Raw genomic sequence first — 24,093 nt, forward strand, 5'->3', positions numbered from 1 at the left:
TTTGCCAATTCAGGCCTCCTTCTTCAGTATCTTGACCAGGATCTCCTTGTCCTCCTTGTTCAGCGCCCCCACCGCCAGCATGAGGGCGAAGTACACGACGACGCCGACTATGATCCAAGGGATGAAGCCGAGCCCCGGGAACAGGCCCGGGAGCACCACCAGCACCAGCCCCATGCCCAGCCCTGCCACGGACGGTTTTATCAAGATGTCCAGCAGGTCGACCTTGAACACGTTCTTGGTGAGGAAGTGCAGCCCCGTGATGGTGAGGGCGAGGAAGGATATCGTGAAGGCGAGGGCCGCCCCTATCGCCCCCAGGAACGGTATTAGGACCAGGCACAGGACGAGGTTCACCGTCGCCCCCACCCCCGAGGCCATGGTATTGAGCCTGATCAGCTTGGCCGACGCCAGCACGCTCCCTATCCCGGTGCCGAAGTAGCTGATGGCGATGACCGGAACAAGGTACTGGAACACCCGGGCGGACTCCCAGAACTCCGGCGCGTAGAAGAACTGGATGATGCCATCCGCCAGGATGATGCCCCCTATGCTCATCGGCAGCCCCAGGGAGAACATGTACTTCATGACCTTCTGCTGGGTCAGCTTGGTCATTTCCGTGGAGGTCTTGTACATCCTCGATATCACCGGCAGCAGGGCGGTGATGAGGATGGTCGGAACCGCTATCAGCGCCACCACCAGGTTGAAGCTCAGGTTGTACAGCGCGGTGGCGTGGGCTGCCATGTAGCTGCCCTGCCCGGTCCACATGATCACGTTCCACACCAGGACGGCGTTCAGGGAGTACAGGGAGGTGGTCAGCACCCCGGTGAGGGCGTAAGGCACCCCCGTCCTGATCTGGTGCTTCGACTGCGCCAGATCGGGCCGGCGGGCCGGCTTGGTGATGTACTTGGAAGTGGTGAGCCAGCTCAGCACCACGTTGAGCATCGAACCGGTGAGCACGACCAGGACGATGGCCTCCAGCCCGAAGCCCAGGGTCAGCAGCGCGATGGCCACGCTGACGGTGAATACGCGCTCCACCAGATTGGTGTACAGCACATAATGCATGCGCTCGAACGCGGTCATCATGGACGTGAAGGTGAGCGATATCCAGTTGAATGCGGTGGACAGCGCGATGATCATGATGGCCAGGGACACGTCCTGCGGCAGGGCCGATATGATAACGATGACCAGGGTGATGATCATGCTCGCCCCGCCCAAGAGGGCTCTCAGGAACAGGGTATTGGTCAGGTACTGGGAGGAGATCTTGTGGTTGGGGGACACGTCCACCACCATCTGGAACCCCAGGCCGAAGTCCGCCAGGATGAAGACGAGGGACGCCAGGGAGAAGGCGTAGGAGTAGACGCCGTACGCATTGCCCAGGTGGTACTGGAGGAAGATCGACAGAATGAAGGTGGAAATCTGACTGGCCAACTGCACCGAGCCCATGGCAAGAGTGTTCTTGGCGACGCTTCTTACGAGACCCATGATACAGCCTGACCTCTAGTGAATCTTGATACTATTGCGAACCCCCGGTATATAACGGGAAGCGGAGCGGAAAAAAGGGACCGGCGGGACGGGGCCCGGCCCGTCAGCGCCTGGCCAGCTTGACCAGGACGGCCACGATGATGAACGCGATGACCGCGTAGAGGAAGTTGCCGCCGCTGAGCAGCCACACGATCACTGCCACGATGGTGGCGGGGAGCAGGAACAGCAACGCCCCCACGATCAGTGCCAGGATGAAAATCACTATTACAATGAACACGACAAGAGCGATAAGGCCAAGTCCTATCCCGCTGATCAGCGTCCCGCATCCCTCCTGACCCAAATAAGGAGCGGTCCTTAATCATACTTTTGACGGTGTTGTCCCGCGCGTCCATCGAAAGCGTTTTTATCAGCATCGCTCCATATGCAGGCTCCGTGAACGTTCTGGTCACGGGGGGATCGGGCCAGCTGAGCTCGTACGTCTTCGAGGAGCTGGCAGGGAAGCATGATGCATGGGGCGTGGACACCAGGCCCGCGGTGCACAAGAGCGCGATGGGGAAGGTAGAGGTTGCGGACATCCGGGACACCGAGGCGATGCGCAGGGCCATGAAAGGGGCCGACGCGGTCATCCACACCGCCGCGCAGGTATCGGTGCAGCGCTCCACTGAGGACCCCGCCTTCGATGCCGATCAGAACGTTATGGGGACCATAAGCGTGCTCAGGGCCGCCAGGGACTCGGGGGTCAAGAAGTTCATATATATCTCCAGCGCGGCGGTGTACGGGAACCCCCTATACATCCCGGTGGACGAGAAGCACCCCGCCGCCCCGCTGTCGTTCTATGGCACCAGCAAGCTTTCCGCTGAGGCGTACACCCGGGCGTTCGGGTCGTCATTCGGGATGAAGGGCACGGTGGTCAGGCCGTTCAACTTCTACTCCTCGCGGGCCGATCCCTCCAGCCCATATTCCGGAGTGATAACCAAGTTCACCGAGAGGGCCAAGAGCGGCGAGGCCCTGCGTATCGAGGGAGAAGGGGATCAGACCCGTGACTTCCTGCACGCCTCGGACGTGGCCAGGATGCTCCGCCTCATACTCGAGTCGAACGTGGACGGCCTCACCCTCAATTGCGGCTCGGGAGCGGGGACCACCATCAGCGAGCTGGCGGAGACGGTGAAGAGAATAGCGCCGGGAGAGGTGCGGATAGAGCACGTGGCCCCCCGCACCGCCGACATCAAGCACTCCGTGGCGGAAGTTTCACTGGCAGAGAAAGAACTGGGGTTCCGGACCCGCGTCACCCTGGAGGACGGGCTCCGGACCTTCTTCCAATGAACGATCTCAGATATCGACCACGCTGGAGGTGCCTGGCTTCACGAAGACGTTCATGTCTATGTTGTAGTTGTAGTCCTCGGTGGTGCCGTCGATCATCTCGATCTTGGCCTTTATCTTGTTCTTCTCGAAGGTGATCTGCGCGTTCTTCACCCGAGCCTTGTACAGGTTGATCCGCTTGCCCGCGCGGGTCAGCTTGCGCTCGTCGCAGTAGATCAGGCCGGCCGATTCCAGCAGGTTGATCTTGCGGTAGCATGCCGCTATCGGTATTCCCAGCTTCTCAGAGAGCTCGAAAGCGCTCTTGGCCTTGCCCATGGTCGCCAGAAGGATCTTGGCGGAATATTCTTCTGTCAGGAGTCTGGAGGTTTCTAGTGCGTGCATCCCATTACACCTGCGGCCTGAATCCCGTTATATGAATATATAAGCTATCAGGGTTGATTATCAAAAGTGAATTTTCCTTTGGAGCTCATGCCAGACGTGCTAGCTCGCCCTGTTTTTCACCCTCAGTCTCGATATCAATATCAAGAACCGGCTATCATCATCAGGGAGAAACGCTCCCGCGGCGGGAGGAGGGGGGATGCATATGTTTTATAAATCCAGGATGATATAATGTCCCGAGGTTCTTCAATGGCTTGCGCCTCTAAGGCTGCCGAAAAGAAGAAGGACGAGAAGAAGGGCAAGAAGAAATAATTCTTCCGATGCCTTGCCCGCTCGGCGTAAACCCCTTTTTTTCTACCTCTCGCCAGGCCGCGCCGTCGGTCCGCGGGGGCGGTAGGCCACCAGGAATATGGCCGCGAAGACCAGGACCGCACCGGCTATGGTATGGAGATCGGCCGGCTCCCCCAGCAGGATGATGCCAAAGATCACGGCGAAGACCGACTCGGACAGCAGCACCGTCGCCGAGGTGGCCATGGTGATGGAGCGGAGGCCGCGGGCCCACAGCATAGTGGGCAGGGAGGTGCACAGCAGGCCGACGTACAGCGCCGCCAAGGCCACCCCCTGGTCCGCCCCGTAGCTCCCGCCGGCCAGGAGCGACAGCGCCAGGAGGGGGGCGATCGACAGCAGGTGGAAGGCCATGATCCACTCGTCGTACCCCATGTGGCGGACCGCCAGCTTGGTCATGGGATAGTTGGCGGCGATGCAGAACGACGCCACCAGCAGGAGGAGGTCGCCCATGAACATGCCGGTATCGAGGCTATCGGCGTCCCATCCGGTGGTGATGGTGACGAGTCCGAGCAGGCCCAGCGCCAGGCCTATTGCCCTTCCCCGCCCCAGGGGCTCCCGGAACAGGACCACCGACAGCGGCACCACGAAGATGATGTTGCTCCCCACGATGAGGCCGCCCACCGACGCCGAGGTCATGGTCAGGCCGATGTACTGGCAGGAGATCATGACCACCGAGATCAGGGCGCCCGCCCACACCTCCCAGTGCCTGAAGATCCGCCGGTCCACGCCCCTGCGCCGATGCACCACGAGGAATGCCAGGAGGCCTCCCACGGTCATGGTCATGGCCCCGAACATCAGGGGGTCGAAGGACCCCAGCCCGGTCTTTATGACCACGTACTGGGAGGCGAACAGCAGGCTCGCCAGGAGCGTCGCGGCCACCGCGCCCCTCTCGCTCTTCCGGATGCCCTCGCCGGCCGGCTCTCCCGCCCTCATCCTCCCCCTCCGATGGAGCTTAGCAATAGCTTGATGGACATAGTCTTTTCGAACGCTTTCCCGCCGTCCGGCCTCTGAGCTAAGAAATCTATATGGCCTCCCGATTCCCAAGCTCGTTCGGTCCCATGTCGAAGATGCCGAGGAGCGAACCACTGGAAGCTGGCCGCGCCGCATCGCCGGCGCTCCAGCCTGAGCGCCGGGAGGGGCCGTCCTGTCGCTGAGATCGCTGTACCTGCTGCTCGCGGCGTCCCTGGCATCCCTGGCCTGGGCCGCGTGGACCTCCCGCGTGGAGTGGGAGTTCCTCGCCGTCCTGTCCCTCGCTCTGGCCGTCGCGTGGGTCCGGGAAAGGAGGGACCCCGGCGCCGCGATCTCGTTCATAGTGGCGGCCATGCTGGCCCTGCCGGCACTGGGCCTCCTGGGGCTGGGGGACGACATCCTGTCGCCGCTGGCGGTCCTGGCGGGGGTGGCGGTCCTTTACCTCGTGTGCCTCTCCTTCATGGTCCTGATCGGCCTGAGGGGGGCCTTCCGCGTTGAGCCCCACGGGTTGCTGGTGATCGCCCTTTTAGCCTCGGTCTCGGTGGCCACCCTGTTCCAGCTCGGGGGATACTATTCCGACCTGATCCTGGGCACTTCGTTCATAAACGGCAGCGGCGGCCTCATGTGGCCGCTGTTCTTCAACCTGTGGGGCTCCCTCCTCATCACCATTTCCCTGGCGTGGTCGGAGCCGGCCCTGCGCCTGCTCGATCTTCCGGAGGCGGGCTGATGAGCGAGGAGGACAATGAGCTGTGGTGCCTGGTGTTCTTCGGCACCCTGATGGCCGCGAACTTCGTCCTCAGCGTGGCGTTCATGAAGCCGTACCCGGCGTTCTTTTCTCTCGTCGGGATAGGCATGACCGCGATCCCATGGGCGCTGCGGAGGCGCCGCCTCCTCACCCTCCCGTGGTCGCTGACGGCCATAACCGGGCTGGTGAACATACTGCACGTGTCCGGCATCCTTCTCCACATGTACGACCTGGTGTGGTGGTGGGACATCATGACCCACATGCTGGCGTCCATGGTCATCGCCGCCGTAATCGTGATCGGATTACTGCTGGTGGAGGACCACTATTCGTTCCTCCGCCTCCCTCCGCGAGCGTTCCCGGCCCTGGTAGTGGGGACGGTCGTATTCGCCGGGGTGATCTGGGAGGTGCTGGAGTTCTCCTTCGACATGATCCTGAACATGACCATGCAGTACTCCCTCGACGACAGCGCCACGGACCTGTCGTTCGACATACTGGGGGGAGCGGTCGTCGCGCTGATGGCGCCGTTCTACCTTCCGAAGCTGCGCGAGGGCCTGGAGAACGGCCGGTGGGCCCAGCGGGCCTGAGCAGTCTCAATACTTTTTCATCAGCTCGGCGACGTACGGCCGGAGCTGCGGCCCCAGTTCGGGATCCTGCAGCGCCAGATCAATGGTGGCCCTCAGCCACCCTGGCTTGTCGCCGACATCGTACCTGGTGCCCTCGAAGACGTAGCCGTAGATGGGGTCGGTGGTGTTCAGCAGCCGCAGGGCGTCGGTGAGCTGTATCTCGCCCCCGCGGCCAGGCGGGGTCCTCTCCAAGCAGTCAAAGATCTTGGGCGTGAGAACATAGGTGCCGGTGATGCCGAGATTGGACATGGCCTCCTCCGGCCCGGGCTTCTCGATGAGGTCCAGGACCTGGTACAGGCGGTCGGATATCTTCTTGGCCTTGATGTTGCCGTAATCCTTGAGCTTCTCCTGGGGGACCGCCTCCACCGAGATCACGGACCCGCCGACCTGCTCGTGCACATCTATCAGCTGCTTCACCACGGGGACCTCGGAGCGGTGGATGTTATCGCCCAGCATCACCGCGAACGGCTCGTTCCCCACGTGCCGCCGGGCCAAGTGGATGGCGTCGCCGAGCCCGTTGGGGTTCTTCTGGCGGATGTAATGGATGTCGGCCATGTTGGAGATCTTCCGGATCATGTCCAGCTCCTTCGTCCTCCCCTGCCGCTCCAGCAGCATCTCCAGGTCCAGGGAGCGGTCGAAGTGGTCCTCCAAGGAGCGCTTTCCCCGGCCGGTTATTACCAATATATCGGTGATGCCCGCTGCCACCGCCTCTTCCACCACGTACTGGATGGTGGGCTTGTGCACCACCGGCAGCATTTCCTTGGGCTGGTCCTTGGTAAGGGGGAGGAACCTCACCCCGAACCCGGCTGCAGGTATCACCGCTTTCATCTAATCACCAACAGATGCCTTCGTAGTTCTTCGTCCTCACTACCCCCCTTCCGTCCACGACCAGTACATTGCCGTAAAGGGAGGGGTCCTCGAACTCCCTCCATTCAGTCACGATGAGGATGGCGTCGGCGCCCCTGACGCATTCGGAGGGGGAAGAGCAATAAGTGGGCGCGTCGAATTCCCTGCGGAAGTTGTCCATGGCCTTGGGGTCATAGCACCGCACCTCCGCGCCGCGGTCCAGCAGCCCCTTCACGATCCTCAGGGAGCTGGCCTCCCTGATGTCGTCGGTCATGGGCTTGAACGCCAGACCGAGGACCGCCACGCGCTTGCCTCTGACGTCCATGTTCTTGTCCAGGAGGGACAGCATGACCTCGGGCTGTCTCTCGTTGACCTCCAGGGCAGCGCGCATGAGGACGGGGTCGTAGCCCCTCCTCCCGGCCTCAGCCACCAGGCCGGCCACGTCCTTGGGGAAGCACGAGCCGCCGAACCCGCACCCCGCCCGCAGGAAGTGCGGCCCGATGCGCTTGTCCATGCCCATCCCTTTCGCCACGTCGCGGACGTCGATGCCCATGAGCTTGCAGATGTTGCCGAGCTCATTGACGAACGAGATCTTCGTGGCCAGGAAGGAGTTGGAGGCGACCTTGACCATCTCCGCCGTAGAAGGCGTGGTCAGAAGGAACGGGCAGTCGAAGCTGGCGTACAGCGACCTCACTGCCTCGGCGGCCCTCTCGTCGACCGCACCGATGACCACTCGGTCGGGGTTCATGAAGTCGTCCACGGCCATCCCCTCCTTCAGGAACTCTGGGTTGACGGCCACGCCGAGGTCCCGCCCCGCTCTCCTGCCGGAGGCGCGCTCCAGCGTGGGGATGACCAGGCACTCGGTGGTGGTCGGGGTCACCGTGCTCTTCACCACGACGACATGATATCCGTCCTTCCTCGACAGCACCCCGCCGATGCCCTCGGCGGCCTTCTCCACGTACCGGAGGTCCAGGGACCCGTCATCTTTGGAGGGCGTACCGACGGCGATGAACGTCACGTCCGTCCCCGCGATCTCCTTGATATCCAGGGTGGCGCGGAAATCCCCTCTCTCCAGGTGCTTCACCAGGAGGCCGTCCAGCTGGGGCTCGAATATGGGCGAACGGCCGGCCTTGATGGCGGCCACCTTCTCCGGCACCACGTCTACGCACACCACGTCGTGCCCCAGCTCCGCCAGGCAGACCCCTGTCACCAGGCCCACGTATCCAGTTCCGAGGACGGACACCTTCAGGTTCAGCACCCCGATATATCGTGGTCTCGCAAAGAATATCGGCCATATTAACATTTCCAGCTTTCTGCCGTCAAGGCAAGGATTAAGAAGGTGAGGGTGATTGGCTCGGGTGTCATGTTCAGGAAGATGCTCGGGTCATTGAACGCCGAGGGGATGGGCGGCCCCGCGTTCATCATGCTCGTAGCCACGGTCGTGGGGGGCGGGTGCAACTTCCTGTTCCAGATAAGCATGCAGAACTACGCCTTTCCCTACGTTTCCGAGATAAACACCCTTCTGGCGATCCTGTACATAGTCTCCGTCCCCTCCAGCGCGATAGCCAACGTCATGATCCGGTACGTTTCCAAGTACAAGGCGGAGGGGCAGGAGGGAGCGATCTCCTGGCTCATGCGGCGCACTATGGTGGTGGCGACGGTGGCGGGGACGGCCCTCGGACTGATCATCGTCCTGATGCTCACCATCCCCCAGGTGCGCGAGGCGCTGATGCTGACCTCCTATCTGCCCAGCGTTCTCATCGGCATCGGCGTCCTGGTGTCCCTGATGTCGCCGGTGGGGGCCGGCCCCCTCCAGGGGCTGCAGTGGTTCACCCGATACGGCCTGCAGAGCGTGGTGAACTACGTCCTCAAGCTCACCGTGGGCCTGGGCCTGGTCCTCATGGGATACGGCGTCTCCGGCGCGGTGGGCGGCGTGGTCATCGGCCTGGCCTTCGGGGCGGGGCTGTCGTTCATCATGGTACGCAAGTACCTCCGGGCGCCGGGCACCGCCGTGGAGACGAAGGAGATCTGGCGGTTCACCGTGCCCTCGATGATCGGCGTGCTGTGCTTCACCATCCTCACCCAAGTGGACGTGATATTCGCGGCCCTGCTCTTCGACAAGGACGTCGCGAACATATACACCGGGGCGTCCATGCTCGCCAAGATCGTGCTGTTCCTGCCCCAGGCCATCGCGGCGGTGATGTTCCCCAAGATCGCCAAGGCCCACGCCGAGAAGGGGTTCACCCACAGCATCCTGAAGAGCGCCGTCCTGCTGACCCTGGTGCTGTCCAGCATCGTAACGCTGGCCTACCTCCTGGCCCCCGAGTTCATCCTGGGCATCCTAGTGCCGGGCAAGTACCCTCTGGACCTGACCATCCCGGTGCTGCAGATACTCGCGGTGGCCATGATGCTCCTGGGCCTGGCGAACCTGTTCATGCTGTACGGCCTCGCTACTGACGGCCACGCCTACATAGTCATCATGGGCCTCACGGTCGTCTTCATGGGCGCGCTGATGGCGATAACGGCGGGAGCGGTGAGCCCGTACACCCCCGAGGTACTGGCCGGCGTCATGGTCGCCACCGGTGCGTTCAATATCATCCTGAGCGTGTTCTATCTGTTCCTGGTGGAGCGGGAGAGGACTCTGAGGCTGCCTCTCTGATCCTCTTGGGCAGGACGATGTGGACCACGCTGCCCTGAGTGTGGTCGCCGGGAACGCGGTTCTCCACCCAGATGCGGCCGCCGTGCCTTTCCACCAATGCCCGGGCCAGCGCCAGGCCCAGCCCGCTGCCCCGTATCTTCTTCTGCTTGTCCAGGCGGTCAAAGCGCAGGAACACGAACTCTTTCTTGTCGTCCGGTATGCCCCGGCCGTTGTCCTCGAACCTCAGATGCCACTTCGCCCCGTCGTCATCCGCCTCCACCGCGATCTCGGGGGCGTCGGAGTAGCGGATGGCATTGTCCAGGACGATGGTGAAGGCCTGGGGGAGCGCCGTCTCCGCGTCGATCACGTGCTCTCCGGGAGGCATCCGCACCTCCACGGCGGCGCCCTTGCCCCGGTTGGCCTCCCGGGCCGCCCCCACGCTCCTGGCGATGGCCTCGTCCAGGTCCAGGGGCCCCACCTCCTTCAGGGGTGAGGTCTCCAGCTGGCGCAGCGTCCTGGCGGTGTCGATCAGCTGGTTGAGCGCCTCGGTCTGCTCTATCGAAGCATCCACGTACCTGCGGAGCTTTTCCGGCGGGAGGTCCTGGGACTGCATCATCTGGAGGTAGCCGTACACCGCAGTGATGTAGTTCGGGGCGTCGTGCGTCAATAGCTCGTGATATACGTCCAGGCGGTCGTTCCGTCTGGCCGCGGTCTCCGCTGCCGCCAGGAAGGCGCAGAACAGCCGGACGTAGTCCTCGGCGCCGGCCCGCCCGTCGGCCGGGCACAGCAGCATGGAGCCGCCCCTCAGGCCCAGGAGCACCATTCCCTCCGGCGCGGGGGGCGAGGATATAACTGCCACTCGGCCGCGCTGGAGCGGAAGTTCGATGCCGGGGGCCGCCAGAACGGTCTCGGCGCCGCCCCGCCGATCCAGCCACTCCTGCCCGGGCGCGTTGGCGGCCGCGACCTTCCTGTCCTTGTCCAGGATGGCCGCGGGAAACTTCGCCTCGGAAAATGCCTTGCGCCACGCTTCCCTCAGGGCCCCGACAAGCTCCCCGGTCATGATCTCACCGACCGGTATAGTAGACCCCTCGGGGGGTCTTATCTTTTGCCCACGGACCTCGGTTTCCCCGGGAATGTTTATCTTCATTGAGAGCGGTCGAACGTTCGGAGCGCTGGACATGCCTTTCATGAACGAGGAGACCTACGAGAGGGAGGCCTCGGAGGGCGGGGAGGCCGCCTTCCACACCGCGTACGAGCGCGCCGCAGAGGAGGTTCTTTCCTCCGGCGGCACCGAACATCCCAACCACATCGGAGGCAGGGCGGCACGCGGGAAGATGTTCAAGGACCTCAGCCCCACTGACGAGAGCAGGGTGGTGGGGACCTTCGGCCTGGGCAATGCCGATGAGGCCAGGGAAGCGGTGCGGTCCTGCAGGGAAGCCTTCCCCTCCTGGTCTGGCACGGACTGGATGGAGCGGGTGAGGATATTCGAGCGGGCCGCCGGCATAATGCGGGAGCGCAAGTACGAGCTGGCGGCGTCCCTGACCCTGGACAACGGCAAGAACCGCCATGAGGCCATGGGCGAGGTGGACGAGGCCATCGACTTCATGGAGTACTACGGCAGGGAGATGCGGCGGAACGACGGGTACGAGGTGGCCAGGGATGCCCCCTATCCCGATGAGGAGGTGCGCCTGAAGCTTCGCCCCTATGGCGTATGGGCGGTCATCTGCCCGTTCAACTTCCCGCTGTCTATCACCGCGGGGATGACCACCGCGGCGCTGATCACCGGCAACACCGTCGTGCTGAAGCCCACCTCGTCCGCCCCGCTCCCGGCCTGCCAGTTCTTCGACGTAATGGTCGAGGCGGGCATGCCGCCGGGAGCGCTGAACCTGGTGGCCGGCCCGGGGGAGGGAGTGGGGGACGCTCTGGTAGGCAACAAGGATGTGGACGGGGTGGTGTTCACCGGCTCCCAATCGGTAGGGGAAAGCATCATGCGCAACCCGCCCCGCCCGGGGCAGAGGCCCGTGATCGCCGAGATGGGCAGCAAGAACCCCATCATCGTGACGGCATCGGCGGACCTGGAGGCCGCGGCGGACGGGGTGGCGGCGTCGGCGTTCGGCTACTCCGGGCAGAAGTGCTCGGCATGCTCCCGCGTGTACGTGGAGTCGTCGGTAAAGGACCGGTTCACGGACATGCTGGTAGAGAGGGCCGAGGAAATGGCGGTAGGCGACCCCTTCGACAAGGGCACCTACATGGGGCCGGTGATCACCCGCAAGGCCATGGACGACTTCGTAAAATGGTCCGAGCTGGGCAGGCGGGACGGTCGCGTCAGGGTCGGGGGGAGGAGGGTCGAGGGGGGCCTCTCCCATGGCTACTACGTCGCGCCGACCATCATCGACGGTCTGCCGGAAGGCCACGAGCTGATGAGACGGGAGCTGTTCGTCCCCATACTGTGCGTCCAGGGGTTCGGGTCCCTCGATGACGCAATAAGGAGAGCGAACGATACTGAGTTCGGCCTTACCGCCGGCATCTTCACCGGCAGCGAGGCCGAGGCGGAGAGCTTCTTCGACCGGGCCGACTTTGGGGTGGTGTACGCCAACCGCCGGAGGGGCGGGACCACCGGGGCCATGGTGGGAGGGCAGTCCTTCGTGGGATGGAAGGCCTCCGGCTCCACTGGCAAGGGCACGGGAGGTCCTCACTACCTCCCGCAGTTCATGAGGGAGCAGAGCCGGACCATGGTGCGCTGAGCAGCGGGATCGCGGCGCCCCGGCCAGCTTCGTGCGGGTCATCTGCGAAACCATTTTTAGGGCGGAGGCCCCGTAATAACGCCGATGCTGGGGCTGGAGGAGATAATCGGACTGGAGGTGATCAGCTCCGATGCCAGGGTCGTGGGCACCGTAGAGGGGGTGGGAGTGGACCTCCTCCAGTGGAAGGTGCCAGCGCTATCCGTAGGTCTGCGGCGGGGGGTCGAGGACCTTGCCGGCATCAAGAAGCGCCCGTTCTCCGTGGAGAAGGTGTACATGCGGACCCAGGACCTCGAGGCCATCTCCGACACCGTCATCATGAAGCTGCCCCTGTCCTCGGTGGGCGAGACGATCTACCAGGAGCAGGAAACGGTGACCCCGGCCGGCTCCCTGATGGGGATGCGGGTGATCCTCCGAAACGCCCGCTACATCGGGATGGTCGACAACATGCTCTTCGACCCCGCCGGCGACTGGAGCGTTCCGTACCTCCAGGTGAAACCGGACCGCTCCACCGTTGAAGAGCTGAACATGTCGCGCTCCTTCATGACCTCTCCCCTGGTCCCCGTGCGCACCGCGGACATACGGGCCATCGGGGACATGGTGATGATGGGCATAGATATGGGCGAGCTCAAGGAGTCGCTGAGGAACCGGGGCGCTCCCTCTGGCGGGCCCCCTCCCCCGCCCCCCGGCCCACCCCAGGAAGAGCGCTGGGAGCCCCCGGAGCAGTACCGGGACCAGTACCGTCAGGGTCCCTGAGCCAGCCAGGTCCCCCGGATCGCACGATGGTGCGATACTTTTAATTCTCTCTTTTCGATGTGCGAAGCATGCTGTTCAATGAGAGGACCTGCTCTCACTGCCTGCGGACCTTCAAGCCCCGGGCCTTCGGCATCAACCTGCTGGTCAAGCGCTACGAGATATGCCCGTCCTGCCACCGGCTCACCGAGGTCCATTTCGCCCCTCCGGCCGCCGCCGAGGCGCTGAAGGAGGAGCACGGGGCGCCCCTCTCCGAAGAGGAGGCTCTCAGGAAGCGGCTGAACGACAGCAAGTACGAGGAGATGTAAGGGAATGATCGAGACCTCCGGCCTCACCAGGCGCTTCGGCAACATCACCGCCGTGGACGGCGTGGACCTATGCATACGGGACGGCGAGGTATTCGGGTTCATCGGGCCCAACGGCGCCGGGAAGACCACCACCATCAGGATGCTGACCTGCCTCATCGCGCCGACCAGCGGGACCGCCTACGTGGGCGGGCTGGATGTCGCCAGTCCGGAGAACGCCATCACCATACGGTCCAAGATAGGCCTGCTGCCGGAGATGCCCGGGCTGTACGACACCCTGTCGGCGAACCAGAACCTGGAGTTCTACGCCAAGCTGTACGGCGTCCCCGAGGCCAAAAGGGCCGAGCGCATCAGGAGCCTGCTGACCACCCTGGGCATCTGGGACCGCCGGGACGACATCGTGGGCAAGTTCTCCAAGGGGATGAGGCAGAAGATCGCCATCTCCCGGGCCCTGGTCCACGAGCCGGAGTACCTGTTCCTGGACGAGCCGACCTCGGGGCTCGATCCCGAGGCCTCCCTGACGGTACGGAACTACCTGCTGGATCTGAAGAAGGAGGGGCGGACCATATTCATCAACACCCACAACCTCGATGACGCGGAGAGGCTGTGCGACAAGATCGGGGTCATGAAGACCCGCATGCTCGCCACCGGCTCCCCGGAGGAGCTGTCCAGGATGTTCTGGGGCAGGACCACCGTCCTGCACCTCCGGTCCGTCACCCCGTCCATGGTAGCGGCGGTGCGGTCCATCAGCGGGGTCACCGACGTGAAGCAGATCGACAACAAGCTGCTGGTGGAGGTCACCGACCCCGAGACGGTGAACCCCGTGATAGTGGCCGAGATCGTCCGGCAGGGCGGGCAGGTGGAATTCGTGAACGAGCTCAAGCGCGGGCTCGAGGACGTGTACCTCCGTCTCCTGGGGGGAAGGCAATGAGGTGGGACAAGGTCTGGACGGTGGCGAGGAAGGACCTCGCGGAGTTCAGGAAGAACAAGTACATCATGTATACGATACTCCTCATGCCCATGCTCATGGGCATAGTGCTGCCCCTGATCTACATGACCCCCTTCGCCATGGTCACTCCCGAGACCGAGCCTCACGACCTGGGGCTGAATACCCAGTTCACCATGACGGGGGAGAACGTTACCGGCACCTATTCCAACACCACCTTCGTGAACTGCAATATCACCAATGCCGTGATCACGGGATCGGTCATCGAGGGCGGGAACGTCGGATCGACGCTGGTCCGCAACTCCTACCTGGGCAATACCACGCTGACGGACAGCGCGATGTTCCATTCCAATCTCAACAACGTGACGTACATAGGCAGCGCCGCCTCGGACGTGGTGGTCCTGGGACAGGAGCCCCCGGACCTGGAGTTCCTGGGGCAGTTCATCGATTTCCTGCTCATGTTCTTCATCATCATACCGGTGACCATCCCCACGGTGATAGCCTCGTACAGCTTCGTCGGCGAGAAGGTCAGCAAGAGCCTGGAGCCTCTGCTGGCGACGCCGACCAGCGACTCCGAGCTGCTGGTCGGGAAATCGCTGTCCATATTCCTGCCGTGCATGGCCGCCACCTGGCTGTCGTTCATTCCCTTCGCGGCGATCGTGACCGTCATGGCCTCTCCGGTCCTCGGCTACACGCCGATACTGAGCCCGGTCTGGCTCGTCGGGGTGATCCTGCTGGCGCCGCTGTTCTGCGTCATGAGCATCGCCCTGAACGTGATCGTCTCCTCCAAGGTGAGCGACGTGAGGGCCTCGCAGCAGATCGGCTCCCTGATCGTGCTGCCGGTAGTGCTGATCTTCGTCGTCGTCCTGCTCGGCGGGCTGCAGCTCACCGTCCTCAATATGCTCCTGGTGACGGCGCTGGTGCTGATCATCGATATCGGCATACTCCTCCTGGCGGTGAAGACCTTCCGCAGGGAGAGCATACTGGTGAACTGGAAGTGAGAGGCCCCCGCGAGCGGCCGTCTCAGTACGTCCAAAGGTCGTGAGCAGCGCCCACCATGGCCCTGACATGGTCCAGGGGCATCCCGCGGTGGAGGGAGCAGGAGGGCATGAGAACGAACCCTCCTCCCGGCGCGCAGCCGCGCAGGCACTCCTCCACCTCGCGGCGGATGCGCTCCTCCGGGCCGAACAGCAGGGTAGTGAAGGTATCGATCCCTCCCAGTACGCACACCCCATCGCCCCAGCGCTGCTTTGCCGCTGCCAGATCGTTGTCCTCAGCGAACTGGAACCCTCTTACCCCCTGCGCGAGGGCCTCGTCCACCAGGTCGTGGAAGGATGGATCGGTGAAGTTGCCGTGAGGGTGGAAGATGGTGGGCAGCTCCCAGGGCCGTCCCGCTTCGGTAAGGCGGCGCAGGCCGGGGAGGGTCAGTTCCCGGAACCACTGCGGGCCGATGAGGTCGGGGTTGTCGGTCGCGGCGGCCAGGAACGTCGCGCAGTTCACTCCGTTGAGGGCCAGGGCCCCGATGAGGTCCGTTCCCAGCCGGGTGGCGAACTCTACGGTCTTCCGGCCCAGGGCGGGCTCTTCCATGAGGTCCATGAGCAGGCGGTCCAGCCCCCTCAGGACGCCCGCCTTGGTGACCGGACCTTCTATGTTCCCCAGGATGGCGACCTCCCTGCCTAGGCGGTCCGCGGTCAGCCGGTACGCGCGCACCACGTTGCAGAGCGGCGCGTCCGTGAGAGGATCGGGCAGCTCCGCCTCCTCCACGTCCCAGGGGGTCTTGAAGGCCGGTTCCGCCACCGAGGGGACCCCCCACTGGGGGAATTTCAACTTCCCGCCCAGCATCTCCGTTTCCAGCCCCACGAACTGGACGCTCCCCACCATCGCGTCATGTCCCAAAGCCCGCTGGGCCGCCACCATGGCTTGAGACGAGGCCTCGGCATCGAAGTCCCCGGCGCAGACCTGGGGAGTGGGGACCCCCGTAACGTTCAACCCCAGGGTGAGGTCCCGGGGGAACACCGGCACCCGGTCGGGGATGCCGCCTTCAAGGGCACCGCGCATGCGCTCAAGAGCGGTCATCGCCTTCATCCTAATCCCACCTCAGCGGTCTCCCTTGGCGGCCCGGAGGAAGGTCATGTCAGTGCTGGCCACAACGTCGGGCAGGACGTTGATCTTCCCCGCGCCGAGCAGGAACTCGGCGGTGATGTTCAGGCTCTCCAGGTCCGTCGCGTTCAGTCCGAGATGGTAGTCCAGCGACGAGAGGCACTTCTCCTCGTTCGCCGCGCTTATGCCGATGATCTCGGCACACATCTCCACCGCCTGGGACGGGTTCGCCTCCATATACTCGATGGCGCGGTCGATGGCCTTGAGCACCGCGGTTATGGCCTCGGGCTTCTCCGCCACCGCCTTCTGGGACGCCATTATGGACAGCGGGTAGGTGCTGCCCAGCCCTGCGGAGGTGGCGATCTCATGCACTTCGCTTCCGCAGTAGTTCTCCACGTTGAGCGGCCAAGGTTCGCTCCCCATGACGGCGTCGACCTGGTCGGTCTTGACCGCCGCGGGCATGTCGGCGGGGGCAAGAGGCACGATCATATTCTCTATCTGGGACTGATCGAACCCGTTGGTCTCCAGCAGCCTTATCAGCGCGCCTTCCGAGCTCGATCCCGCCTGCACCCCTACCTTCTTTCCCGCCAGGGAGGCCACGTCCGGTATGGTCGCATTGCCCACCAGGCGATGCATTCCTTCGCCTCCCCCGTAGCTCGCTACCAGCCTGGCGCCGGGGAGGGTGGACATCATCGTCACCGCGGGAGCGTCGCCCATGGCCGCGAGGTCCGCGGAACCGGTGGCGATGGCCTCGGCGGACTGCACCCCTCCGCTGACTATCAGCGGAGTGACGTTCAATCCCTCGTCCTCGAAACAGCCCAGAGCGCTCGCGATGATGAACGGTTCGTAGTCCACCTTGTTGGAGTAGGTGATCCTTATGTCCATGCCATCGTCCTCCGAAGGCGCCAGCACGAACGCCGCGGCGAACAGCGAAGCCACTATCACCACCACGGCCAATGCCGCGACGGCCAATTTCCTCTTCATTCCTGGATCTTCCATCTTTCTTCACCTGGTATCGTTCTTTCAAGCCCCGGCACGATGGGCGCGTAGGTCTCCGACCGCTTGCACCCGCACTCCTCCAGGACGGCCTGGAGGGCCCGGGACAGTTCCATCTTCAGATCGGTCACTTCTTTCTGGAAGGGGTCACGGGGGCGGGGGATGCCTACCTTCCACTCCCGGACGATCCGGCCGGGGTGGGCGTCCATCAGGACTATCCGGGTGCTCAACATGACCGCCTCCTCGATGTTGTGGGTGACGAACAGCACCGTCCGGCGTTCCTTCTCCCAGATCTTCAGCAGTTCCAGGTCCATATGCTTCCTGGCCTGCTCGTCGAGGGCCCCGAAGGGCTCATCCATGAGGATGATCTCCGGCTCCAGCACCAGGGCGCGCGCCAGCGCCGCCTTCTGGCGCATCCCTCCCGAGAGATCGGTGGGGCGGGCGTCCCTGAAGTCCGCCAGGCCGACCATCTCCAGCATCCCCAGGGCCTTCTCCCTCCGCTGTCCCTTCGGCAGCCCCTTCCCCTTCAGCCCGAACTCGACGTTGCCGAGCACCGACAGCCACGGGAACAGGCCGGGCTCCTGGAACACCATCCCCACCCGGGGGTCCGGCCCGGTTATGTCGGTCCCGTCGATGCTGGCCTGCCCCCTGGAGGGACGGACCAGGCCCGCGGCGATGTTCAGCAGGGTGGACTTGCCGCACCCGCTGGGCCCGATGAGGCACACGAACTCGTTCTCCCCTACCTCCAGGTCCACATCCCGGACCGCCAGGACCCCCGCGCCCCTTCCCCGGTCGATGAACGCTTTCGTCACATCGGTGAAGCGGAGCATTCAATCACCTTTCTCCAGGCCGAGCCTTTCCCGGACCCGCCGCTCGATGGCGCTGAACAGGCATTTCTCGATGAACAGGCCCATGATGCAAATCACCATGATGGAGACGAAGGCCGCCTCGAAGTCCAGGGACCACCGGGCCTGGATCAGCACGTAGCCGAGCCCCAGGGCCGCCCCCACCACCATCTCCGCGGCGATGAGCACCTTCCAGCCGCTGGCCATCCCCACGCGCAGGCCGTCGATCACCTGCAGGGACGCCGCGGGGACCAGGACGCGGAAGAAGGTGGCGGCCCTTCCCACGTTCATCATCCTCGCCGACCTCAGGTAGATCTCCGGCACCGACCTGATGGCGCCCGCGGTGCAGATGATGATGGTGGGCAGGACGGTCATGAAGATCATGAACACGGTGGCTGACTCCCCTAGCCCGAAGATCAACAGGGCCACGGGTATCCAGGCCAGGCCCGGGATGAGCTGGAGTATCGATGCGGGGACCATCATGATGTCGTGCACCGTGGCGTTCGTCCCCATGGCCGCCCCTATGAGGATGCCCAGGACCACCGCGAGGGAATAGCCGGAGATCCACCTGACCAGGCTGTTGTAGAGGTGGTCGAATATGGTGTACCTGTACAGCTTGTCCCCTGACAGGAGGTCCGCCAGCCGGGAGACCGTGTCGAGCGGCGTCGGGAAGGTGACCCCTTTTATCGCGAACACCAGCATTGACACCGCCTGCCATACCAACAAGAGCAGCAGCAAGCCGGCCGCCCCCACCAGCACCCTGCGCAGGAGCGAGGATTTGGCATCCCCCTCGAACGTGAAATGGACCGCATCATCGGCGATAGCCCGGTCCAGGACGGCGGATTCCTTGGCAAGGGAGCCAGTCGGCATCATTGTCGCACCATCGGCGTGAGAATACGGTGCGAAAGAGGGGCGATCTCGGCGCGCGGCGTCCCGCCGTCGCAGGGTCTTTCTGTGCTCATCCGCAACCCCACTTTGATTCGAGAGTATAATAATTGCGTACGAATTCAAGACCTTTCTGGCTATTTAACGATGGTGAATCGTAACAATAGTGAAAAAAATGTCCCGCGGCGGCCGAGCAACCTCTAGGCATGCCCGGCAAGGGGCACCGGCGCCGCTGGGCGCCGGCGGCCTCGCCGCCTGAAGGGTAGCTTTACTTCTCCTTCCAATTGGTGAGGTACACCGCCGCGGCCATGAACACGACCATCAGGACCGTCAGTATCAGCAGGTTGTCGATGGCGCCGGCGCTGTTGCCGAATATCATGGCGTCGCGGAGCCCCTCGTTGACATAGGTCAGGGGCAGTACCGTCGCCAGGGACTGCAGGAAGCTCGGCATCTGCTCCAGGGGGAAGAAGCTTCCCGACAGGAACATCATGGGGAAGGTGATGGCCCCCGCGGCCGCCCCGGCCGCCTCTTCGTCCTTGATGAAGCGGGCGATTATCAGCCCTATGGCCGAGAACAGCATCGTGGCGACCACCATGATGGCCACCGAGATGATGTCGAGGTTCACGTGAATGCCGAACGCCAGCACGCCCACGATCAGACAGGTCGCCACCGAGATGGCCACCACGACCAGCTGGAACACCGCCTGGGATATCAGCCACTCGAACTGGGTGAGGGGGGTGGTGGCAAGCTTGTGGAATATACCGTTGGTGCGGTACCGGGTCTGGGTGCCTATCACGAAATTGACGGCGTCCTGCATGACCATGATGGCGATGACCCCGGGCAGGAAGAAGTCGATGTAGTTAAGCTGGCTGGACACGATGTTCTCGGTATCCACGGTGAGCAGCGGCGAGCCGCCCGCCATCTCCAAGTTCACGCCGTCGGCCACCGCGCTGACGATGGAGAAGATAACGTTCGCCGAGCTGCTGGACTGATCCATCCGGAGCTCCAGTGCGGCGGGGTCATGATTGATCAGCTTGTCAATGGAGCCTTGAGGGATGATGAGGAGCGCGGACACCGAATTGTCCTTGATGTACTGCTCCACGTCCGTGGAGGTGTCGACCTCCACTATCTTCAGCGCCCCGGTCTGTTCCAGGGCGTCTATGAATTGCTGGGACCCAACGGCCTCCTCGTCGAGGTTCTGCACGTACAGCGTATAGGTGGACCCGCCGCTGTCCGAAAAGATGGCCCCGAACAGCAGTATGAGCACCACGGGGAAGAACACGGTCCAGAACACCGAGCTCTTGGAACGGAAGAACATCTTCGCCTGGCTTTTTATGTTGACAATGATGCGGTTGGCCATGCTCACTCCTCCAGGATGCGCTTGCCGGTGAGCCCCAGGAACACGTCCTCGAGGGTGGACTTCTTGAGCTGGATCTCGTCATAGTACGCCCTGCTCGCCTCCAGCCTCTTGATGATCTCGGGAAGGACGTCCCTTCCGCTCACGTGGATGAAGACGTCGTTCTCCCGCAGCTCGGCGCCGGAGTTGATGTCCTTGAGCGCGGCGTGCGCCGGCGCCCCTCCTCCCCTGACGACGCACACCGTCCCGGTGCCATACTCATCTATCAGCTGCCTGGGCGTTCCCAAAGCGATGAACTTGCCGGAGTCCATGATGGCGACGCGGTCCGAGAGCACTTCGGCCTCCTCCATGTAATGGGTGGTCAGGATGACCGTCTTCCCTTTGTTCCGGAGGCCCTTTACGACGTCCCAAACTTCCCTCCGGGCCTTGGGGTCCAGCCCCGTGGTCGGCTCGTCCAGGAATACGATGTCAGGGTCGTTGACCATGGAGATGGCCACGCCGACCCTCTGCTTCAGCCCCCCGGACAGGTTCTTGAAGTACTCGTCCTTCTTCTTCCCGAGCTCGACGAGATCTATCAGCTCGTCCACGTCCAGGCGGCGATCGTACATGTCGCCGAAGAACTGCAGGTTCTCCTTGACCGTGAGGAGATCGAAGGAGTTGAAGGCCTGGGGGAGCACCCCGATCCTCTTCTTGATCTCCCTGACCTGGGTGTCGATGCTCATCCCCAGTATCTCCACGGTGCCGGACGTCTTGGTCTTCAGGCACTCCAGTATCTCCACGGTGGTGGTCTTCCCCGCGCCGTTGGGGCCGAGTATGGAGAACACCTCTCCCCTCTGGACGCTGAAATCGATGCTGTTGACGGCGGCGAGATCATCGTACCTTTTGACGAGATCATGAACAACGATTACCTGCTCGGACAATCCTGGTACCCTGGCCCCAATCTCGGGATTGCTATATATAGAATTCCGACATAGAAACCCGGTTGGTTCGCCCCCTCCCACTGGACGGGGCCTCGGCCCACCGGCCTCCGGACGCCGAGAGGGCGCCGGCAAGAGCGTACGGTAAATGTCAGCGGCCCTTTTTGCCGTCGGCGTCCTCATACTTGTAGCTCAGTATGTTCTGGATGTTCTGCAGGCCCGCCTGAACCTGCTGGATCGCCTGCATCAGCATGTCATTTCCCAGGGGAGTAATATGGTAGACCCGCTGCCTCCCGTCGACGCTGAGATGGATAAGACCGTTGTCCTGGAGGCTCTGCAGCGCCGGGTACACCGACCCGGGGCTGGGCTTCCAGCCGCTCCCGGTGATCCGCTCTATCTCCCTGATGAGCGCATAGCCGTGCAGCGGCCTCTCGGACAGTATCCGGAGGATGGAAAGCTTCAGGAACCCCGCCCTGAACGTCTGGGTCCCGAAAGCTTTTCTTAGATCGTCTTGGGCATCGTCCCAGCTGATCAACCGGAACCCTCAGATGAAGTAGAAGCGCGCGCCGTGCTTTGCACAGAGGTCTGCCAGGACTTCCAGTCTGTCGACGACCCCGCCATACCGGTGCGCGGGCCCCTTTCCCTCCTCGGGAAGCTTCGCCTTGAGGACCTTGCACTCCTCGGCCAGCTTCTTGGCGTCCTCAACGCCCAGCTTCTCCCGGCTCTTGGCCAGCTCAGGGATCCGGGCCACGATGGCGCAATTGTGCTTCTTGGCGATCTCGGGCAGCTGGGAGTTGTCGGGGCCGAACGACCCGATACAGCCGCGGCCCTTGTCCCAGGACATCTGGCACTTTCCGCAGATGACATTGGTCTCATCGAGAGGAACGGTGTCCCACTCAGTCATGATGTTGTCGGGGCCGGCCTTCTTTACTACTTCGACGGCCTTGTCCTCGGGCAGCTTGGTAAGGGAGATCCACCCGGTGTACTCCCTCTGCACGAACGGCCTAAGTTTGGAGATGTCCTCGTCCTTCTTCACCTTGCTCAGAAGGAAGCTCTCCCTCTCCGCGTCCAGGCGGTTCCTCTTTAGGAAGCCCTCCCAGTCTGACTCGAAGGCTTTCTTGGCATCGGCGGTCTTTATCACCTCGTCGAAGTCGGCGGCGGCCTCATACCCCTCGATGGAGCCGAGCCTCGCTTTCAGAATGGTCTGCTTCCCCTTCTTGCATAGGGAATCGTCGGTGTCAAGCTCGCAGATAGCCATGCTTATACCCATAACCAAGCACCTTTGGCCTCCGTCTAGTTCGGGAAAGGTATATAGCTGTTTTCTTGAAAGATACCAAGACCTATTATATGGGGCGAGAAAGAGGACCGACGTTTCAGGGGGCTGCCGCTCCTCCGCCCGCTCCCCCGACGGCTGCCGGAGCGGCCTCTTTCGGAGCGAGCCACTCCTTCCGGTACGAGGACATCTCCGCCACATAGTACAGCCCTTTCAGAGCCGCCCCCGCCAGGAGCAGGTAGATGAAGCCGGAGAAGTCGACGGTCGCCCCCGCCTCTCCCAGGTCGATGGTCAGCAGCCCTCCTTGCGTGACCAGCCACAGCCACAGGCCCGTGAGCGCGGCCACCCCAACGCCCATAATGGCCCGGGGGATCGATCCTTTCGGATAGAATCCCCGGAAGAAGCTCAGGACGGCAATGGGAATGCCGGCCATCAGGACGGAGCTCATCACGGCATTCAGGCCGAGGCGCTCTGCCATCTCGACCGCCTCGGAACCGGCCACCATGGGGATGATGAGGAGCACTGCCGCCGGTATCACCACGAACTTCACCCCATCCGCCACCGCGGCGGCGATCCCCCTGCCCACCGATCCTCTCTTCGGAGAGAATTCGCTCAATGCTGTCCCGGTCAAAGTAGCACCCCCATCATCCCGATATCCCTCCCCAATAGATCTGGTACTCCCGGTGGAGCGTCATGCCCGCGAACGTCATGTCAAGTCCCACCGTCAGCTGCTGGCCTGGGTTCGCCATAAGCTCCTGCGCCGTGGTCCCATCTATGATGAATGACAGCATGCCCTGGTACCGCCCTTCGGGGAGCGTAATGCTCATGTCGGAGCAGGATAGCTCAGAGGTCGCGTTGCTCAGGGTGGCGTTCACCTCCACGGTGCTGCCCTGGATCATGGATGATGCCTGGAATGAGAACGGTACCCGGATGTTGATATCGGGGCCCTCCTGGCAAAACTGGGCGGCATCGGTGTTCACTTGAAAATCACCTACCAAGGGCTCCCACTCCATCTCCCCGGCGATCCTGAGGGATGCGCTGGCCAGTCCGAGCGCGTAGCCCGCCTCCACCGTGATGTTCCGTTCCAGATCGGCGCTCTCGAAAACCAGCCTCTCCCAATCCTCCTGGCTCATCCTGCTGAGGTCTATCGTCATCGTCAAGATAACACGCTGGTCCGCCCCTGCCGCGATGGTCGTTGGCACGGAGGAGGATTCCACGATGGTCCGGCCGTCCTTGCCCACCGTCATGTGGAGCCGGAGGTCCTGGATGGCGAAGAACCCCCCGTTGCTGATGTCCAGCGGAATGGACACCGTGATCACGCCGTCCTGGTAGGACGGCTCTATGCCATCGCCCCCATCGTCGGAATCGGGCACCTCTACCTCGAGCCCTCCCGAAGCAAGTGGCATTATGCTGAGAATGACCATTGCCACCACGAATGTGGATATGACCGCGATGCCGGCCCGGACCGCCAAGAGGCTCCAACGCATGAGGCGATATTCTTTATTTTGATTATATACTTTGGTTTCAGATGAATTTTCCCGGGCTGGGAATGGCGGGTTTTCAAGTATGAGGACATTATTCTCGTCCTCGTGCTAGCGAGCGAGGGATCACGAATGCGCGCAGTATTATCAG

General features: G+C 63.0%; 26 protein-coding genes. 9 read left to right on the forward strand and 17 right to left on the reverse strand.

Going from position 1 to position 24,093, the window contains the following annotated elements:
- Window positions 1-9 precede the first annotated feature (9 nt).
- Together WYS_RS03230 and WYS_RS03235 are read right to left on the reverse strand one after the other, a co-directional pair.
- The gene (locus WYS_RS03230) at window positions 10-1,476 is read right to left on the reverse strand and encodes a flippase (RefSeq protein WP_019176722.1); all 1,467 of its coding nucleotides are present in this window, start codon (window positions 1,474-1,476) and stop codon (window positions 10-12) included.
- 103 nt (window positions 1,477-1,579) lie between these two features.
- Window positions 1,580-1,816 (reverse strand): hypothetical protein, encoded by a 237-nt coding sequence (locus WYS_RS03235; RefSeq protein ID WP_019176723.1) that lies wholly within the window; start codon window positions 1,814-1,816, stop codon window positions 1,580-1,582.
- A 92-nt stretch (window positions 1,817-1,908) separates the two neighbouring features.
- Between WYS_RS03235 and WYS_RS03240 the strand changes: the two genes are divergently transcribed.
- Window positions 1,909-2,799, forward strand: coding sequence for an NAD-dependent epimerase/dehydratase family protein (locus tag WYS_RS03240; protein WP_019176724.1), 891 nt, complete (start codon window positions 1,909-1,911; stop codon window positions 2,797-2,799).
- Between the two features lie 6 nt (window positions 2,800-2,805).
- Here WYS_RS03240 and WYS_RS14180 read toward each other — a convergent pair whose 3' ends face one another.
- Window positions 2,806-3,177 carry a winged helix-turn-helix domain-containing protein gene (locus WYS_RS14180; protein WP_019176725.1) on the reverse strand — a complete coding sequence of 124 codons (372 nt, stop codon included), beginning with the start codon at window positions 3,175-3,177 and terminating at the stop codon, window positions 2,806-2,808.
- Window positions 3,178-3,528: 351 nt separating this feature from the next.
- Complete coding sequence (locus WYS_RS03255; RefSeq protein ID WP_019176726.1) at window positions 3,529-4,455, reverse strand: DMT family transporter; 927 nt, start codon at window positions 4,453-4,455, stop codon at window positions 3,529-3,531.
- A 286-nt stretch (window positions 4,456-4,741) separates the two neighbouring features.
- Here WYS_RS03255 and WYS_RS03260 point away from each other — a divergent pair, with 286 nt between their 5' ends.
- The gene (locus WYS_RS03260) at window positions 4,742-5,218 is read left to right on the forward strand and encodes a hypothetical protein (RefSeq protein ID WP_019176727.1); all 477 of its coding nucleotides are present in this window, start codon (window positions 4,742-4,744) and stop codon (window positions 5,216-5,218) included.
- Window positions 5,218-5,820 (forward strand): hypothetical protein, encoded by a 603-nt coding sequence (locus tag WYS_RS03265; protein ID WP_019176728.1) that lies wholly within the window; start codon window positions 5,218-5,220, stop codon window positions 5,818-5,820. Before WYS_RS03260 ends, WYS_RS03265 begins: the two co-directional genes overlap by 1 nt.
- 6 nt (window positions 5,821-5,826) lie before the next feature.
- Here the strand turns inward: WYS_RS03265 and galU are convergent, their stop codons facing one another.
- On the reverse strand, window positions 5,827-6,687 hold the full coding sequence (galU, locus tag WYS_RS03270) for a UTP--glucose-1-phosphate uridylyltransferase GalU (RefSeq protein WP_019176729.1): 861 nt from the start codon (window positions 6,685-6,687) through the stop codon (window positions 5,827-5,829).
- A 4-nt stretch (window positions 6,688-6,691) separates the two neighbouring features.
- Window positions 6,692-7,954, reverse strand: coding sequence for a UDP-glucose dehydrogenase family protein (locus WYS_RS03275; protein ID WP_026068756.1), 1,263 nt, complete (start codon window positions 7,952-7,954; stop codon window positions 6,692-6,694).
- 114 nt (window positions 7,955-8,068) lie between these two features.
- On the opposite strand from WYS_RS03275, the gene WYS_RS03280 reads away from it, so the two are divergent.
- Window positions 8,069-9,364 (forward strand): oligosaccharide flippase family protein, encoded by a 1,296-nt coding sequence (locus WYS_RS03280; RefSeq protein ID WP_019176731.1) that lies wholly within the window; start codon window positions 8,069-8,071, stop codon window positions 9,362-9,364.
- On the opposite strand, the gene WYS_RS03285 is transcribed toward WYS_RS03280, so the two are convergent.
- A complete protein-coding gene (locus WYS_RS03285; protein ID WP_019176732.1) occupies window positions 9,300-10,403 on the reverse strand; it encodes a sensor histidine kinase in 1,104 nt (367 codons plus the stop codon). The genes WYS_RS03280 and WYS_RS03285 overlap by 65 nt on opposite strands.
- Before the next feature lie 73 nt (window positions 10,404-10,476).
- Between WYS_RS03285 and WYS_RS03290 the strand changes: the two genes are divergently transcribed.
- The 5 genes from WYS_RS03290 (at window position 10,477) to WYS_RS03310 (ending at window position 15,089) form a co-directional block, all read left to right on the forward strand.
- Window positions 10,477-12,087 (forward strand): aldehyde dehydrogenase family protein, encoded by a 1,611-nt coding sequence (locus WYS_RS03290; protein WP_019176733.1) that lies wholly within the window; start codon window positions 10,477-10,479, stop codon window positions 12,085-12,087.
- Window positions 12,088-12,171: 84 nt separating this feature from the next.
- Window positions 12,172-12,840 (forward strand): PRC-barrel domain-containing protein, encoded by a 669-nt coding sequence (locus WYS_RS03295; RefSeq protein WP_019176734.1) that lies wholly within the window; start codon window positions 12,172-12,174, stop codon window positions 12,838-12,840.
- Window positions 12,841-12,908: 68 nt separating this feature from the next.
- Complete coding sequence (locus WYS_RS03300; protein WP_019176735.1) at window positions 12,909-13,145, forward strand: hypothetical protein; 237 nt, start codon at window positions 12,909-12,911, stop codon at window positions 13,143-13,145.
- Window positions 13,146-13,149: 4 nt separating this feature from the next.
- Entirely contained in the window at window positions 13,150-14,073 is a 924-nt protein-coding gene (locus WYS_RS03305) for an ABC transporter ATP-binding protein (protein ID WP_019176736.1), read from the forward strand.
- Window positions 14,070-15,089 (forward strand): ABC transporter permease subunit, encoded by a 1,020-nt coding sequence (locus WYS_RS03310; protein ID WP_019176737.1) that lies wholly within the window; start codon window positions 14,070-14,072, stop codon window positions 15,087-15,089. Before WYS_RS03305 ends, WYS_RS03310 begins: the two co-directional genes overlap by 4 nt.
- A gap of 22 nt (window positions 15,090-15,111) precedes the next feature.
- On the opposite strand, the gene WYS_RS03315 is transcribed toward WYS_RS03310, so the two are convergent.
- From WYS_RS03315 to WYS_RS03360, 10 genes are all read right to left on the reverse strand, one after another.
- The gene (locus WYS_RS03315) at window positions 15,112-16,173 is read right to left on the reverse strand and encodes a uroporphyrinogen decarboxylase family protein (RefSeq protein WP_019176738.1); all 1,062 of its coding nucleotides are present in this window, start codon (window positions 16,171-16,173) and stop codon (window positions 15,112-15,114) included.
- 12 nt (window positions 16,174-16,185) lie between these two features.
- A complete protein-coding gene (locus WYS_RS03320) occupies window positions 16,186-17,172 on the reverse strand; it encodes an ABC transporter substrate-binding protein (RefSeq protein ID WP_019176739.1) in 987 nt (328 codons plus the stop codon).
- Window positions 17,169-18,014: an ABC transporter ATP-binding protein gene (locus tag WYS_RS03325; RefSeq protein ID WP_019176740.1), complete on the reverse strand. Its 846-nt coding sequence runs from the start codon at window positions 18,012-18,014 to the stop codon at window positions 17,169-17,171. The genes WYS_RS03320 and WYS_RS03325 overlap by 4 nt, the downstream gene beginning before the upstream one ends.
- Complete coding sequence (locus tag WYS_RS03330; RefSeq protein ID WP_019176741.1) at window positions 18,015-18,902, reverse strand: ABC transporter permease; 888 nt, start codon at window positions 18,900-18,902, stop codon at window positions 18,015-18,017. It abuts the gene before it with no gap.
- 280 nt (window positions 18,903-19,182) lie between these two features.
- Window positions 19,183-20,274, reverse strand: a complete 1,092-nt coding sequence (locus WYS_RS03335; protein ID WP_049796235.1) for an ABC transporter permease — start codon at window positions 20,272-20,274, stop codon at window positions 19,183-19,185.
- 2 nt (window positions 20,275-20,276) lie between these two features.
- Window positions 20,277-21,191, reverse strand: a complete 915-nt coding sequence (locus tag WYS_RS03340) for an ABC transporter ATP-binding protein (RefSeq protein WP_019176743.1) — start codon at window positions 21,189-21,191, stop codon at window positions 20,277-20,279.
- A gap of 148 nt (window positions 21,192-21,339) precedes the next feature.
- Window positions 21,340-21,723 (reverse strand): PadR family transcriptional regulator, encoded by a 384-nt coding sequence (locus tag WYS_RS14185; RefSeq protein ID WP_019176744.1) that lies wholly within the window; start codon window positions 21,721-21,723, stop codon window positions 21,340-21,342.
- 9 nt (window positions 21,724-21,732) lie between these two features.
- Entirely contained in the window at window positions 21,733-22,446 is a 714-nt protein-coding gene (locus WYS_RS03350) for a hypothetical protein (protein WP_019176745.1), read from the reverse strand.
- A 115-nt stretch (window positions 22,447-22,561) separates the two neighbouring features.
- On the reverse strand, window positions 22,562-23,092 hold the full coding sequence (locus WYS_RS03355) for a hypothetical protein (RefSeq protein WP_147654405.1): 531 nt from the start codon (window positions 23,090-23,092) through the stop codon (window positions 22,562-22,564).
- Window positions 23,093-23,105: 13 nt separating this feature from the next.
- Window positions 23,106-23,948, reverse strand: coding sequence for a hypothetical protein (locus WYS_RS03360; RefSeq protein ID WP_026068759.1), 843 nt, complete (start codon window positions 23,946-23,948; stop codon window positions 23,106-23,108).
- Window positions 23,949-24,093 lie beyond the last annotated feature (145 nt).

It is taken from the genome of Methanomassiliicoccus luminyensis B10, assembly GCF_000308215.1.
Taxonomy (GTDB): domain Archaea; phylum Thermoplasmatota; class Thermoplasmata; order Methanomassiliicoccales; family Methanomassiliicoccaceae; genus Methanomassiliicoccus; species Methanomassiliicoccus luminyensis.

Coding starts and splice junctions, on each gene's coding strand:
- WYS_RS03230 (WP_019176722.1), bottom strand. CDS start 1,476: ATGGGTCTCGTAAGAAGCGTCGCCAAGAACACTCTTGCCATGGGCTCG.
- WYS_RS14180 (WP_019176725.1), bottom strand. CDS start 3,177: ATGCACGCACTAGAAACCTCCAGACTCCTGACAGAAGAATATTCCGCC.
- WYS_RS03255 (WP_019176726.1), bottom strand. CDS start 4,455: ATGAGGGCGGGAGAGCCGGCCGGCGAGGGCATCCGGAAGAGCGAGAGG.
- WYS_RS03265 (WP_019176728.1), top strand. CDS start 5,218: ATGAGCGAGGAGGACAATGAGCTGTGGTGCCTGGTGTTCTTCGGCACC.
- galU (WP_019176729.1), bottom strand. CDS start 6,687: ATGAAAGCGGTGATACCTGCAGCCGGGTTCGGGGTGAGGTTCCTCCCC.
- WYS_RS03280 (WP_019176731.1), top strand. CDS start 8,069: ATGTTCAGGAAGATGCTCGGGTCATTGAACGCCGAGGGGATGGGCGGC.
- WYS_RS03285 (WP_019176732.1), bottom strand. CDS start 10,403: ATGACCGGGGAGCTTGTCGGGGCCCTGAGGGAAGCGTGGCGCAAGGCA.
- WYS_RS03290 (WP_019176733.1), top strand. CDS start 10,477: ATGTTTATCTTCATTGAGAGCGGTCGAACGTTCGGAGCGCTGGACATG.
- WYS_RS03295 (WP_019176734.1), top strand. CDS start 12,172: ATGCTGGGGCTGGAGGAGATAATCGGACTGGAGGTGATCAGCTCCGAT.
- WYS_RS03300 (WP_019176735.1), top strand. CDS start 12,909: ATGCTGTTCAATGAGAGGACCTGCTCTCACTGCCTGCGGACCTTCAAG.
- WYS_RS03305 (WP_019176736.1), top strand. CDS start 13,150: ATGATCGAGACCTCCGGCCTCACCAGGCGCTTCGGCAACATCACCGCC.
- WYS_RS03310 (WP_019176737.1), top strand. CDS start 14,070: ATGAGGTGGGACAAGGTCTGGACGGTGGCGAGGAAGGACCTCGCGGAG.
- WYS_RS03315 (WP_019176738.1), bottom strand. CDS start 16,173: ATGAAGGCGATGACCGCTCTTGAGCGCATGCGCGGTGCCCTTGAAGGC.
- WYS_RS03320 (WP_019176739.1), bottom strand. CDS start 17,172: ATGAAGAGGAAATTGGCCGTCGCGGCATTGGCCGTGGTGGTGATAGTG.
- WYS_RS03325 (WP_019176740.1), bottom strand. CDS start 18,014: ATGCTCCGCTTCACCGATGTGACGAAAGCGTTCATCGACCGGGGAAGG.
- WYS_RS03330 (WP_019176741.1), bottom strand. CDS start 18,902: ATGATGCCGACTGGCTCCCTTGCCAAGGAATCCGCCGTCCTGGACCGG.
- WYS_RS03335 (WP_049796235.1), bottom strand. CDS start 20,274: ATGGCCAACCGCATCATTGTCAACATAAAAAGCCAGGCGAAGATGTTC.
- WYS_RS03350 (WP_019176745.1), bottom strand. CDS start 22,446: ATGGCTATCTGCGAGCTTGACACCGACGATTCCCTATGCAAGAAGGGG.
- WYS_RS03360 (WP_026068759.1), bottom strand. CDS start 23,948: ATGCGTTGGAGCCTCTTGGCGGTCCGGGCCGGCATCGCGGTCATATCC.